Consider the following 13,799-nt stretch of genomic DNA (forward strand, 5'->3'; position numbering starts at 1 on the left):
ACTCCCATGACATTTACTGATGTATTTATCAAACGTCCAGTTTTGGCTACGGTATTAAGCCTTGTACTGTTGGTGTTAGGTCTTAAAGCCTTTACATCACTGCAAGTGCGCCAATATCCAGAAATTGAAACGGGCGTTATTACCATTACAACGAGTTATCCAGGTGCCAGTGCATCCAGCGTTCAAGGGTATGTGACGCAGCCACTGCAGGCAGAAATTGCCCAAACAGCGGGCATTGATTACATGACATCGGATAGTGCTCTGGGCAAGTCGGTTATCACGGTTTATTTGAAGCTAGGGTATCCGTCTGATAGTGCTTTGACCGAGATTTTGTCTCTCGTGCAGCAAGTGAAATATAAGCTGCCGTCGGGTGTATTGGACCCGAGTATTCTTAAATCGACGTCTCAATCTCCGATCTTATATGTTTCATTTTCGAGTGACACATTGAAGACGGAGCAAGTCTCGGACTATGTGAGCCGCGTAGTTAAGCCGACTTTCTCTACTGTTGAAGGGGTGTCAAAGGTCGACATATTGGGGCAAGAAGATTTTGCAATGCGAATCTGGCTGAACCCTCAACGACTGGCTTCATATGGTCTGACGGCTGAAGATGTTCAAAACGCGCTTCGTGCAAATAACATTGTGAGTGCGGCGGGCAAGTTGCAAAACCCTTATATCGAAGTTGATATTAACGCTCATACCGATTCAAGTTCGGTAGACGATTTCAAGAACATGGCTTTGAAAGCGCACGACGGGCAACTGGTGCACTTAAAAGATGTGGCGACGGTTGAACTAGGCGCAGCAAACTATGACTCAGACGTTGAATTCAATGGTGTGACTACCGTATCAACGGCGATCAGTAATACGGCAACATCTAACCCATTGACCGTTGTTGAAGGCATTTACGAATTGCTTCCACAGATCCAAGCAGGCTTACCTGAAGGTATTAAAGCGGATGTAATCTATGACTCGACTAAGTTTATCGAAACCTCAATTGATGAAGTAGCAAAAACCTTAATCGAAGCCGCACTGATCGTAGTCATCGTTATCTTCGCCTTTTTGGGCTCAATGCGAGCGATGTTGATACCACTTGTAACGATTCCTTTGTCATTGATTGGCTCTATGTTCTTCATGTTGAGCATGGGCTTCAGTATTAACCTGTTGACGCTGCTTGCCATGGTATTAGCAATATCGCTGGTGGTTGATGATGCCATCGTTGTTGTGGAAAACACCTTTCGTCACTTAGAAGATGGTACCAGCCCAATTAAGGCTGCTATAGACAGTGCTCGTGAAATTGCAGGCTCGGTTATCGCGATGACCATTACATTGGCCGCAGTGTATGCGCCGATTGGTTTCATGGGGGGGCTCACCGGTAAGTTGTTTACTGAGTTCGCATTCACTTTGGCGGGTTCAGTACTAATTTCGGGTTTCATCGCCTTAACGCTAACGCCGATGATGTGTTCAAAACTGCTTAATAAATCGGTTCTCGACGGAAAACTGGTTAAGAAAATCGATGCGGTAATTGAAGGCGTAACAGAGCGCTATCGTAAAGTGCTCGAACATGTGTTGAATAACCGTGTTTATATTTGGCCTGTGGTAGGAACGTTGCTGATCAGTCTGGTGTTCATGTTTATGAATACTTCATCTGAACTGGCACCTGAAGAAGATCAAGGCGTGATGATTGTGATGGGACAAGGTCCTGCACAAGCGAATACCGATTACATTCGCCACTTTACTCCGGCTCTGATTGACTCTATCAGCAAGAACGATGAAGTCGAAATGACCATGCTAGATAACGGTTACATGAACAACAATGCGTTCTTTGGTTTGGGTGTATTGAAAGATTGGGATTCGCGTGACGCAACGGCAAAAGAGGTAATGCAACGTTTCGAAAAAGAGAGTTCTGTATTACCGGGTTTGCAGGTGTATACCTTCTCTCCACCGGATTTGCCAGGCACGCCGCAAGGTCTGCCATTCCAAATGGTTCTGAAAACGCCAACGGGTTCTTATCAGGATCTCTATCAGTACGCTGAAAAACTGAAAGAGTACGCACAGAAGAGTGGCAAGTTCATCTATGTGCAAAACGACCTGAATTTTAATAAGCCACAGGTAGAGATTCGCATCGACCGCGATAAAGCGGCTCAGATGAACGTGAACGCACAAGACATCGGTACCGTGTTGTCTCGCTTTATCAGTGAAGGCTTCGTGAATTACTTCTCGATGGATCAGCGCAGCTATCAAGTTATCACTCAGGTACCTAACGAGAACCGTAACTCTTGGGATGATCTGAAGAGCTACCACGTACGCTCTAACACCAATGAGATGGTCCCGCTGGCGTCATTGATTGAAATTAGCCAATCAGTACAGCCATCGAAAGTGGATCAGTTTCAACAGCTTAATAGCGCCATGATTGAAGCGAAAATGATGCCGGGAATCAGTATCGGTGAAGCCTATAAAGTGATGGAAGAAGGGGCAGCGAAGATATTGCCTAAATCTTATACGACGGATACTTCAGGCCAATTGAGACAGTTCCTACAAGAAGGCTCGTCACTGGTTACGACGTTCTTTCTTGCTCTTGTGATTATTTATTTGGTGCTGGCTGCTCAATTTGAAAGTTTGCGAGACCCACTAGTGGTATTAACCAGTGTGCCATTGTCTATCTTTGGTGCCCTGATGCCACTGTATTTAGGCATTGATACGCTCAACATATACACCGAAGTGGGGCTGGTGACCTTGATAGGCTTGATTAGTAAGCACGGTATTTTGATTGTGGAGTTTGCAAACCAAATGCAACAGGAATTGAAATGCAGCCGACGCGAGGCCGCTATTCGTTCAGCGACTGTTCGAATGAGACCAGTATTGATGACCACAGCTGCGATGGTTGTCGGTGTCGTACCGCTGCTCATTGCAAGCGGAGCCGGTGCTCAAAGCCGTTTCTCGATTGGTTTGGTCATCACGGTGGGTATGTCGGTAGGCACGCTGTTTACGCTGTTCGTGGTACCAACGATTTATACCTACTTGGCTGCGGATCACCGCGGGCAAGAGCAAGAAGTTTAGTCCGTTATCCAGTTTGTTATTTTATTCACTAGTATTTAGCTCACAAGAAGCACATCGCCTGTATGGGCTGTGTGCTTCTTAATGATCGAGAATTATAAACTCATCAATGCTTGATACCCAATTTGGATTCAATCTCGGTGATGTTACTTTTGAAAAACAGTGTTTGAGCGACTTTCAAAACCACAGGGTGGCCAGATTCTAATATCGCTTCATAGTAATACTCTTCCGCCATTGAAGGGTTGCCTTGAGATTCTTCAATTTTTGCCAAGATAATCATAGACATCACACTGTATTCATTCCTCGGGATCAAGCTCAGATAGTATTCGGCTTGGTCAGGGTTATCTTCAGTGAGGAAGTAGGCTGCTAACGCGTCATAGACTCGATAAGAGTTAGCATTGTTCTGAGCATTTAGTAACTGTTTTTTGAATTTCTTATTGAGCGCTTCAACCTGCTTGTTCTTATTCTTCGATCTCATTATAAAAATGTCGGCAAGCTCATACATGTAACGGTTCGACATAACGAATTGGTTGTCGGGTTCTAGCTCATTGGCTTGGGCGATCTTAGACAAGGTGTCGGTTCTGTCTAATGTCATGAAGGTGAGTCCGAGCGCTTCAAGGGTGAGCTTTAAGGCTTCTTCTTGTTTGGGTAACTCAGAGATTTGTTGCTTTAATATCGATTTTTGAATATCCAAACTAAATGAATCCAACAGGTCATCGAGCATTGAACGCATGGTCGTGTGGAGTGAAGCTGGGTCAATCAGGTAATCTCGACCTAGGTGTCTGAAGTTAGAAATTCGGTTGAAGTAGGTGATATCAAGGTATTCTCTATCACCATCAATTTCACTCTTGAAACTGATCACGTTGGCTGAATTTGGCACCAAGGTTTCATCGATTACGACACGAAAATCGCGATAGGTGGTCAAGTAGCTCATTAATTTATGGATGATCCCACGCTTAAAGGCATCCGTCTTCAAGTTGTCATCGATACTTACGTAGATGTATCTAGGCTCTAAAGACAAGTAGTGCACAGATTCGTGTACTTTGTGGGCATCTAGATTTTTGCTGTCTGCTGTTTGATTAAGACGATTTTGTTCCGTTGATTGATTTGAGTCAGCGAGTGGTTGGTTTGATTCATTAGCGGCGGTATTTAAACTGCTCAAATCGAAGGCGTCTGATTTAGGGCTGGTCGGTTTTAACGTCCACCAAATAAGTCCAAGCGCAATAACTATAGCGCCCCCAAACATCACAGCACGAGACGTTCTTTTCTGAGGTTTATTGGCTGCTATAGGCGCTTGTTTGTCGTTTGCTGTTTTATTTACAGGTGACTGTTGAATGAACTGTGCTGTACTCGAATCGGTATGGCTTGGATCGACATAGCTCGAATCGCTAGGTCTCGAAGCGCTAGGTTGCGGATCAACAGGCTGGACAGGCTCTTGTGAAGCAGGTTTTTCTGAGGTTGCATCGATTGAACTCTCTTTAGGTTCTTCGAGTACGGTTTTGGCCTCTGAGCCTTGATCGCTTATTAGGTTCTCACCAGTAACCGATTCTGCTTTTGGTTCGACTTGTTGTTTTTTATCCTCATCCAAAACTGGCGATGTATCTGGTGCGTCTGATTGAGTTGAAGGAAAGGAACCAAAAGCATTAGGTGCATGATTCATGTCTGCAACTGACACGGTATCTGTGGTGATACTTGCAGGTACTAAGATGGTTTTGTGTACATCAACATCGAGTTTATAACCGCGTTTGGGCACGGTGATGATGTGTCCCATGGAATGTCGTTCAGCCGCTTTGAGTATTTTGCGCAGTTCAAAAATGGCTTGCGTGATCACCTGATCTGTCAAGATTGAGCCATTCCAGACTTCATTAATCAGCTCATCTCGTGAGAATACTATCTTAGGATTTTGGCAGAAAAAGTTGAGTAGCTTGGACAAGCGATTGTCGATGATCACGTCTTCATCATTCATGATGAGTTTGTCTTCATCAGGAATAAATAACCACACGTCGAAAGAGTATTGAATGCGTTCTTTTTTCATAACCACCGAGACTAAGTCATTGTATTAAAATTACTTTAGTAGACATGTTTGGGCAATTCAATCAACCAATGTCTAATTATGATAAGTGGTCGTGCTTTTGAGCGGATTAGTAAGATCCAGCAAAAAATAATATTGAGACTTATTCGCATTTGTTGATCTCAATAAAGGAACGGTTTAAATTGTCTGGTTAGTATCACTACAACATGAATATTATGAGGTTTTTTATGAGTACGGTCGTTGTATGGGGAGCAGGAAGTGGATTGGGTGCTGCAATTGTTGAGCATTTTCACAAACAAGATTATCAAGTGATAGCGATTGCGAGAAGCCCAGAGAAGAACACGCGCTTGGCTGAACTTGGTATCACCACACTGCGTTGTGATGCTACCGATAAAGAACAGGTTGAATCTGTGGTCGCTCAATTACCTAAATCGGCACTGGTCGTTTCTAGTATGGGCAGCTTCAGAGCGGATGTTCCCGTTGATTATATTGGACACCGACATCTGACTGATGCGCTTGAAGCCAATGGTATCGCTCGATTTGTGCTGGTAACGTCGTTAGGTTGTGGTGACTCTTGGCAGTATTTGTCTGAGCGATCTAGAAAAGGGTTTGGCGCGGCGGTTCGTGAAAAGTCGTTGGCTGAAGCTTGGCTAACCTCAAGTTCTCTGGATTACACAATCTTACGTCCGGGTGGCTTGTTAGACGGCGAGGAGACTGGCAACGGTGAGCTGTCCCAGCAGGTCGAAGTTCATGGTGTGATTTACCGGCAAGAAGTGGCGCGACTTATCGAAGCCTTGTTAACCAATGAAGCGAGCATTGGGCAGATCTATCAGTGTGTTGATCCTACGGTTAAATATGGGTAACGCTGTTAAGTCTGAATTTTAGTAAAGCCTTCAAGCTATATAGCTATAAGCTTATAAATCCCTGAAGTCGTTTAGATAAACTAAGCGGCTTTTGTTTGCTTCCTCAGTTTTCTCTAATTTCTGTCTTTCTATTCTTTTGCTGTCTCTTTCTGCCTTTTTCTCATGTGAGAGTGCCGCTCTCTTAATCTAGATTAAGTTTTCCCTAGTTTATTCTCTGTAGTATCCGCCTGAATCAGTGCCCATGCTTGATGGGTAACTCGCGTAACACGATTTTGAGAGGAAGACACTTGAGCACTTTGTTTACAGAAACCCACATTGGCAAGATGACACTAAAGAACCGCTTCATGAGAAGTGCAACGTGGGAAAATATGGCCACCGAAGATGGGCATATGACAGATAAACTGTACGCTATCTATGAAGAGTTGGCTCAAGGTGAAGTCGGCCTGATCGTGACGGGTTACGCGAACATCGTTGAAGAAGAAAAGCCGAATGCGGGCATGATGGGTATGTATAACGACTCATTCATTTCAGAGTATCAGAAGCTGACTCAACTGGTGCACGACAACGACTCTAAAATCGTGATGCAATTGGCTTATGGTGGCACCAAAACCACGCATGATCTTGGCGAGCGAGTAATCTACGCACCAAGTGAGGTTCCAGAAAAAGGAACTCAAACACTAGGCAAAGCGATGACCAAAGATGAGATCGACTACATTGTTGATGCCTTTGCTCAAGCGTCATTAAGAGCACAGAAGTCAGGTTTTGATGGCGTTGAAATTCATGCCGCTCACACTTACCTAATTAACCAGTTCTTAAGCCCTTATTACAACCAACGTGAAGATGAATACGGTGGTAGCCTTGAGAACCGCATGAGATTTTTGTTAGAGATCTATACCGCGACTCGTAAGCTAGTTGGCGATGATTTCCCAATCTTAGTTAAGCTTACAGCTTCTGAGTTTTTCGAGGGCGGAGTGACGTTTGATGAAACTCGCTTGGTGTGCAAGAAGCTTGAAGAAATTGGTGTGGATGGCATTGTTGTGTCAGGCAATATTCATGGCAAAGCAGACACTATGATTGGCGAGTCGCACGATGGTTTTACCATTCAGGCAGAAGGCTACTTCCAGGAGTATGGTCACGCAATCAGCCAAGACGTTGATATCCCAGTTATCACGGTTGGTGGCCTAACGGATTTTGATGCTATCGAAGCGATTGCAAACAATACTGGCATTGAATACTTCGCGCTTTCAAGACCACTGCTTTCTGAACCCCATTTAGTTAAGCGTTGGAAGGAGGGGGATAGAAGCCCTGTAGAATGTGAGCGATGTTCTAAGTGTCGTACCAAGCGCGGTAACTTCTGTGTCGTGAATAAAGACAGAAAAGTACAACTTGCTCGCATGTAACCGCTGATCCTAGACCCAAGCGTAAGCCTAAATTTATAAGCGAGTCTAAGTTTGAGCCTGTGTAATCGCGCAGGCTCTTGTTCATTCCGTATTCTACGAAACGATATTTGTAACCTTATTAATCACATTCTTCTGTCAAATGAGTGTGCATTAACGGATACAATATACCTGTAAATTATCTAACCAAGTTATCGATAACAAACTGAGCAAACTTTGAAATTACTTCCTCTCTTAAAGCAACCTCGAATCCACTGACGCCTTTTTCGTTTTAGCGGCATTGCTATGATTTAAGCGTGATACTCACTATTCATCCCAGTGAACCCTGTATTTATGGGGCGTTAGTTTATGCACCTTGGATTTGCATCGTCGAACATTTTGATATTTAAACGAATAAAACTAAATAGATCATTCAGAGGTAAAAATGCAAAAGAAGCATTGGTCCAAATTCGAGTTGCTGCATGAAGTCGTAACCAACCACAATATTCACGTAAAAGGTCAACACAGTTATTACAGTGATTGCTGGGACAATGGGTTTGAAGGTTCAGTTGTCCGTTATCTTCATGGTGACGAAGTCAGTCGTCAGTGGGAGCCTCGTTGGGAAATCGACGAACTCTATATTGGTGACTATGTTTGTATCGGGGCAGAAGTGGTCATTCTCATGGGCGGTAACCATACCCACAGAGTCGACTGGTTTTCACTGTATCCATTTATGGATGTGATTGAAGACGCCTATATCGGCAAAGGCGATACCCATATTGAAGATGGGGTGTGGTTAGGCATGCGAGCGATGGTGATGCCCGGCGTTACGATTGGCGAAGGCGCTGTGGTTGCAGCGAATAGCGTTGTGACAAAAGACGTCGCACCCTACAGTATTGTTGGTGGTTCTCCTGCGAAAGTCGTTAAGTACCGTTTTGACAAGTCCGTTATCGAAGAACTGATTTCGATGAAAATATACGACTGGCCTGAAGAGAAGTTTGAGTCATTAAGAAAGCACTTGTGTGATTCGGATTTTACAAAGTTAAAGCAGGCGATTGAGGATTATGACAACAGATTGTAGAGCACGAATAGAACGGAAGATTTGTGTAGGAAGATCTGCGTCATAGTTATATTGAAAAACACGTTAAATCAGTCCGTTACCTTGCAATACTCAACATGGTGTACCAATCTTATTTCATAAGCATGGATAAGGATTGTGTATGCCCGCAAGTTCAATGAAAAACAAAGGGGTGGTAGGAAAAGTCCTACTGCCTTCTTTACTCATAAATCTTCTCTCTCTCGCCGTTCCGTTAACGGTTTTACAAATTTATGATCGTATTTTACCTAACCAAAGTTACGGTACTGCCACTTTGTTGTTGGCGGGTGCAGCGTTGGCTGTTGCCATGGAAGCATTGATCAGGTTTGTGCGTACTTGGCTTTTGTCAGCCGCGGCCAGCAATACCGAGAAAGCGACCTATCAAACCTTGGTTGAAAGAGTAACAACGGCTTCATCAGGCCATCTTCGCCACATTGGTGTTGGCGGTGTGGAAGAGGGGCTGGGCTCAGTATCAAAAGTCAAAGATTGGTATTCGGGTGGTGTGATTGCAGGCTTTATTGATTTACCTTTTGCATTGATCTTCTTGGGCTTAGTGGCTTACATCGGCGGTGAGCTGGTGGCGATACCTTTGGCAGTTTGGCTTATTACGCTCGGAATCGTTTGGTTATCTTCTATTCGCGTTAAAAGCTTAAGTGAAGAAGCCTCTCAAGATGAGCAGGAGCGAAAAGCGTTCTTGATTTTGCTGAGCCAAACCATTCAGGGAATCAAACGTCAGGCCGTTGAGTCTCGAATCTTCAATCAGTTTAAATCCCTCAATAATGTTCGCTCTCAGTCTAAAGCGAGAGAAGAAGAACAGAACGCCTTCGCCCAAGAGTGTATTCAACTTGCCGCATTAGCGACGTCAGTTTTACTGGTGATTACGGGGAGCTTATGGGTGTTGGATGGGCAGTTAACTACTGGTGGATTAGCGGCATGTTCTATCTTGTCGGGCAGAGCCGTCGCACCTTTAAGTGCTTTGGTGGGAGTTCGAATTAAGCTTAATTCAATACACAGTGCTAATCAGGCAATAGAAAAGTTGAGTGACTTATCACTATCTGAGCCTTCAGATTCTGAGCAACCTAAGCTCCCTTTATCTGACTTTGAGACGTTGGAAATTAAGCAAGCGACCGTTGAAAGATACGGTGAACTCTCTCATGCTGATGTCACACTGAGTAAAGGTGAGTTGGTATTGTTAGAGAGTGAAGATCGCCACACCAACAGTCATTTATTGTCGTCGATTGCAGGTATTGATGATCTAAAAGCGGGTGAGTGCTTCATTAACGGAGCTGCCGTTTCAATCGCATCGGTAACCAACATTGCTGCCTACTGTGGCGTTAAAGGACAACTGGTGTCGGGGACCATTCTTGATAACCTGTGTGGCTTTGACCCTGAGAAAACGCAAAGCGCCAGTGACTATGCAAAGCGTTTGGGTTTAACCAAGGAAATTACTCGATTACCTGATGGACTAGAGACACAAATCGGCCATTCGAGTGCTTCTTTGTTGAGTATGGGTAACGTGAAAATGCTCAATATCGCGGCTCAATTGGCAAGTGATAAACCCATAATTATGTTGGAAAGGCCGGATTCTTCACTTGATTTAGACGCCCTTGGAAACCTAGCTAAGGTGTTGGAAGAAGAAGTGACGGCAGGACGCACGATACTGATGGTGAGCTACCATTCGAAGCTTCGCGAATTGGCTAATCGAATCATTACAGTGGAAAGTCGAGCTCTTACGGTCGACAGCGAGAGCAATCAGGAGGCTATCGTATGAATCGTTTAGATATTGGTAACCCTTCAGGTACGAACAACCGTGCAGATACGAATTGTCGACAAGAGGTGATGAATCATTTAGAAACCGAGAGCCTTTCCGTTCTTAAGCAGTTGGAAGTGAATGCGAATATCCAGTTGTTCGCCCATCAATGGGTCGATGAGAATCGGATTGAATCAATAGATGATATGTTTGCCCTGTTCGACAGGCTTGCATTGCCATATCGCTTGGTTGCCAACCTAGATGAAGTTGGCGAACATAAATTAGTATTACTGGTGCTTGGTGAACATGAGTTGGTCTCTGGTCATATAGAATCGAAACAGTTTATTGCTTTTGATACCAATGAAGACATTACCCAGATCCCACAGTTTTGTATTGTTGTCGAAGGTCCACCACTAGAGAAGGCTTCTCCTGATTGGGTTGGCGAACGGCTACATGCATTTCGCCCCATTATTCCTAAATTGCTGCTAGTCAGTTTTATCACTAACTTATTTGCGCTTGCCGTTCCTTTCATCACGATGTCAATTTATGACCATGTGATTGGCGGCGATGCAGGGCATGAGCTGCAAGGTATCGCCATTGGTGCGGCGTTATTGTTTGTGATGATGGGTTGGCTGAGAACATTGCGTAGCCGAGTGTTTGCTTCAGTTTCCAACCGAGTAAGTCGTGAGATCTCTCAATCCCTCGTGCAGCGTCTGCTTCGAAATAGCTATGCGCAAAATCAGCAAACAGCTTCCTCTAGTCAGCAAAACCAAGTGATGCTGTCAGAGCGTATTTCAGGTGTGCTATCGGGGCCATTAGGAAATGCGCTGTTTGATCTGCCATTCATTCTAATTTTTGTCCTTGCGATAGGTGTGTTAGGTGGGTGGTTAGTACTGGTTCCTATCGTTTCTTTGGTTCTTTATTACCTATTAGCTAAGCGTTCGATATGCTCAAGTAGCAAGCGCTCAATGCAATCGACGGTAGCAGGTACGAATCGTCAAAATATGACCAATGAATTGTCATCCAAGCTTGCCTTTATTCGCAGTGCCGGATTCTCAGAGCACTGGATTCAACGCTTCAAAAAGGCCAATCTTCTTGCTTCAACAGTGACCTTTAATCAATCGGTTCTCCAGAGCCGGTACACTTCGATTTACTATTTCATTGGGGTTGGTTCGACATTAGCCGTGATGGGGTTAGGTATAGGACTTATTTTTGAACAAGTGATGACCCCTGGTGGTTTGATTGCTTCAATGATGTTGATATCTAAGGTGACGGGTCCTGCTCAGGTGTTGGCAAACAGCGCGATGCGTTTTAATAGCTTTAATCAATCCAAGCTGCAAGTGAACCGTATTTTGTCTCAGCCGTCTGAGCGTGAATTCAGTTACCAGCATCACCCGTTGCCTGTGGTAGCGCCTAGCTTAAAATTAGACCAAGTGACACTGCGCTATCCCAAACAGAGTCGCCCTGCCTTGAATGGTGTCAGCTTTGATATTGAAGCCGGTGAAATTGTCGCGATTACCGGCCCTTCTGGGAGCGGTAAATCAACATTAATTGAAGTGCTGTCTGGCTTGCAGCCTATCCAAAACGGCATGGTCGAGCTTGAAGGCGTTAACCTCGTCCAATACGACCCGCAGCTCTATCGTCACTGGTGTTTCATTCGAGCCGCTTATCCTGATTTGCTTACGCTGAGTATTCGAGAGTGGCTAAACGACGGCCATAAAGTCGAAGATCAGAAAATGATCTCTGCAATTGAAATGGTGGGCGGAAAGCGTTGGTTCGAGACATTATCAGGTGGGCTCGATACTTCCATCAGCAGTATTCAGCCGGACAGCCTTTTTGACATGTTGTCTGGCAGCGTCGCGCAGATCCTCATTGACGCGAAAGCGCTGGTTTATGACTACCCTATGTTCTTAATGGATAATCCTGTGCCGGATGCTCACCCAAATGCTAAACGTATATTTGGTGAGTTTGTGCAGTCGAAAAAAGGAAAAGCAACCGTGATCTACACGTCCCACGATCCGGATTTAATCAAGCTTGCCGATAAAGTTGTGGTATTAAATGAAGGTGCAGTGGTTTATGCCGGTCCATTAGAGCCGGAGCAGTCTTCGAATCAGGAACAGCCTTCAGAACTTCAAGCTTCTCAAGAACCGCAGTTATCTGAGCAACCGTTATCTCAAGAGCTACAGCCGTCAACTCAAGATTCGTCTGCTCAACAAAATGCAGCCCAACAAGAACAATCAGAGTCTAAGCAAGGAGTCGCTAATGACTAAACAATCTATCGAGAAGGGCAAGCGCTACGGTGAACTTGTAGAATCACAAAATACGGCTCGTACATTAGCGCTGGCCACATGGTCGGTTGCCTTATGTGTTATTGCTTTTGCCACTTGGTCTGTCGTCACTCAAGTTGATGAAATTGCCAAAGCCAAAGGCGCTGTGATTCCGGAAGGCGAGAAGCAAGTATTACAAAGTGCGATTGGCGGTAAGTTAAAGCAAATTCTCGTAAAAGAAGGCCAGTTGGTTGAGAAAGGCCAGCCGCTTGTTGAGTTTGATGCCACTTTCCAGCGTACCGCCCTCGAGGAACTAAAGTCTCAACAAGTGACGCTTCTAGCCAGTGTGGAGCGTATGAATGCGCTGCTTGAACAACGCGAGCCTAACCTTGCTGAGTTCGAGGTCGATTACCCAGAGATCGTCAGCCAACAAAAAGCGCAGCTGAACGCGCAAAAAGCCCTGTACTTCCAAAAGCGAGTGGTGCTTGAGAAAGAGAGTGAGCAAATTGCAGAGCAGCTTCGTAGTGTAGAAAAGGCCTTGCCGAGTTATGAGAAAGAGTTGAATGCGACCAAGCAAGAGTTGAACATACTAGAAAAGGGTTATAAATCGGGCAACATTTCACGCTTACGTGTGCTTGAAATGCGTCAAAAACTGGCCAGCATTGAGCAGAAAATTGAAGAAGCTCGTGGCAAGAAGTCGGTATTGATTAGACAAGCTGACAGTAATGATCAAAAAATCATACAGCTTCTTGCGGAGGCGAAAGCTAAAGTGAGCGATGATCGTTCTAAAGCTGTCTCTGACTTGTCAGCCCTGAACGCCAGAGTACGTTCAAGCCAAGCGAAATTGACGAACACCATGTTAGTGTCGCCGCTACAAGGTTTGGTGCAAAGCCTGCCAAGTACACAGAACGGAGGTGTTATTCAGCCGGGTGGCACTGTTGTTGAAATTGTTCCTGTTGGTGGGAAAGCCGATTTTAAAGCCCGTTTGTCGCCAAGAGATATTGGTTTTGTGAGTGTAGGGCAGCCGACTCGTATCAAGATTGATGCGTTTGATTACAGCCGCTTTGGGGCGCTAAAAGGAGCGGTTGAGAGTATTTCACCGACCACAAGTCAAAGTGAACGTGGCGAGATCTATTATGAAGTAGTCGTCTCGGTGGATGTTCCTTATTTCCGTGATAATCCTGAGAGCTTTTCTATCTTGCCAGGTATGACGGGCGAGGTAGATATTACCACTGGTGAGAAATCTGTATTCCAGTATCTATGGAAGCCGATTTACACCAACGTGAGTGTCGCGTTTGGTGAAAGGTAATCGTTATAAAGAGTCGTTGAGAGTAAACGAATAACAACAGCAAATAATAAAAAGG

Annotated in this window: 8 protein-coding genes; 7 read left to right on the top strand and 1 reads right to left on the bottom strand. The window is 44.8% G+C overall.

What is annotated here, in order from left to right; all coding sequences use genetic code 11:
* The first annotated feature begins 6 nt into the window (after positions 1 to 6).
* Positions 7 to 3,054, top strand: coding sequence for an efflux RND transporter permease subunit (locus L3V33_RS01275; protein WP_114635156.1), 3,048 nt, complete (start codon positions 7 to 9; stop codon positions 3,052 to 3,054).
* Positions 3,055 to 3,157: 103 nt separating this feature from the next.
* Here L3V33_RS01275 and L3V33_RS01280 read toward each other — a convergent pair whose 3' ends face one another.
* Positions 3,158 to 5,086, bottom strand: a complete 1,929-nt coding sequence (locus L3V33_RS01280) for a winged helix-turn-helix domain-containing protein (protein ID WP_237288787.1) — start codon at positions 5,084 to 5,086, stop codon at positions 3,158 to 3,160.
* Between the two features lie 224 nt (positions 5,087 to 5,310).
* Between L3V33_RS01280 and L3V33_RS01285 the strand changes: the two genes are divergently transcribed.
* The 6 genes from L3V33_RS01285 (at position 5,311) to L3V33_RS01310 (ending at position 13,744) form a co-directional block, all read left to right on the top strand.
* Positions 5,311 to 5,946, top strand: a complete 636-nt coding sequence (locus L3V33_RS01285; RefSeq protein ID WP_171317251.1) for an SDR family oxidoreductase — start codon at positions 5,311 to 5,313, stop codon at positions 5,944 to 5,946.
* 287 nt (positions 5,947 to 6,233) lie between these two features.
* Positions 6,234 to 7,346 (top strand): NADH:flavin oxidoreductase, encoded by a 1,113-nt coding sequence (locus tag L3V33_RS01290; protein ID WP_267136815.1) that lies wholly within the window; start codon positions 6,234 to 6,236, stop codon positions 7,344 to 7,346.
* Between the two features lie 421 nt (positions 7,347 to 7,767).
* The gene (locus L3V33_RS01295; RefSeq protein WP_237288788.1) at positions 7,768 to 8,403 is read left to right on the top strand and encodes a CatB-related O-acetyltransferase; all 636 of its coding nucleotides are present in this window, start codon (positions 7,768 to 7,770) and stop codon (positions 8,401 to 8,403) included.
* 139 nt (positions 8,404 to 8,542) lie between these two features.
* A complete protein-coding gene (locus L3V33_RS01300) occupies positions 8,543 to 10,189 on the top strand; it encodes an ABC transporter ATP-binding protein (RefSeq protein WP_237288789.1) in 1,647 nt (548 codons plus the stop codon).
* Positions 10,186 to 12,438 carry an ABC transporter transmembrane domain-containing protein gene (locus L3V33_RS01305; RefSeq protein WP_237288790.1) on the top strand — a complete coding sequence of 751 codons (2,253 nt, stop codon included), beginning with the start codon at positions 10,186 to 10,188 and terminating at the stop codon, positions 12,436 to 12,438. The genes L3V33_RS01300 and L3V33_RS01305 overlap by 4 nt, the downstream gene beginning before the upstream one ends.
* Positions 12,431 to 13,744: an HlyD family type I secretion periplasmic adaptor subunit gene (locus tag L3V33_RS01310; protein ID WP_048614198.1), complete on the top strand. Its 1,314-nt coding sequence runs from the start codon at positions 12,431 to 12,433 to the stop codon at positions 13,742 to 13,744. The genes L3V33_RS01305 and L3V33_RS01310 overlap by 8 nt, the downstream gene beginning before the upstream one ends.
* The last annotated feature ends 55 nt before the right edge of the window (positions 13,745 to 13,799 follow it).

The organism is Vibrio sp. A2-1, assembly GCF_021728355.1.
Classification (GTDB): Bacteria; Pseudomonadota; Gammaproteobacteria; order Enterobacterales; family Vibrionaceae; genus Vibrio; species Vibrio splendidus_K.

Bases quoted from the DNA above. Each gene is read 5' to 3' on its own strand.
- L3V33_RS01275 (WP_114635156.1), top strand. From the start codon at position 7: ATGACATTTACTGATGTATTTATCAAACGTCCAGTTTTGGCTACGGTA.
- L3V33_RS01280 (WP_237288787.1), bottom strand. From the start codon at position 5,086: ATGAAAAAAGAACGCATTCAATACTCTTTCGACGTGTGGTTATTTATT.
- L3V33_RS01285 (WP_171317251.1), top strand. From the start codon at position 5,311: ATGAGTACGGTCGTTGTATGGGGAGCAGGAAGTGGATTGGGTGCTGCA.
- L3V33_RS01295 (WP_237288788.1), top strand. From the start codon at position 7,768: ATGCAAAAGAAGCATTGGTCCAAATTCGAGTTGCTGCATGAAGTCGTA.
- L3V33_RS01300 (WP_237288789.1), top strand. From the start codon at position 8,543: ATGCCCGCAAGTTCAATGAAAAACAAAGGGGTGGTAGGAAAAGTCCTA.
- L3V33_RS01305 (WP_237288790.1), top strand. From the start codon at position 10,186: ATGAATCGTTTAGATATTGGTAACCCTTCAGGTACGAACAACCGTGCA.
- L3V33_RS01310 (WP_048614198.1), top strand. From the start codon at position 12,431: ATGACTAAACAATCTATCGAGAAGGGCAAGCGCTACGGTGAACTTGTA.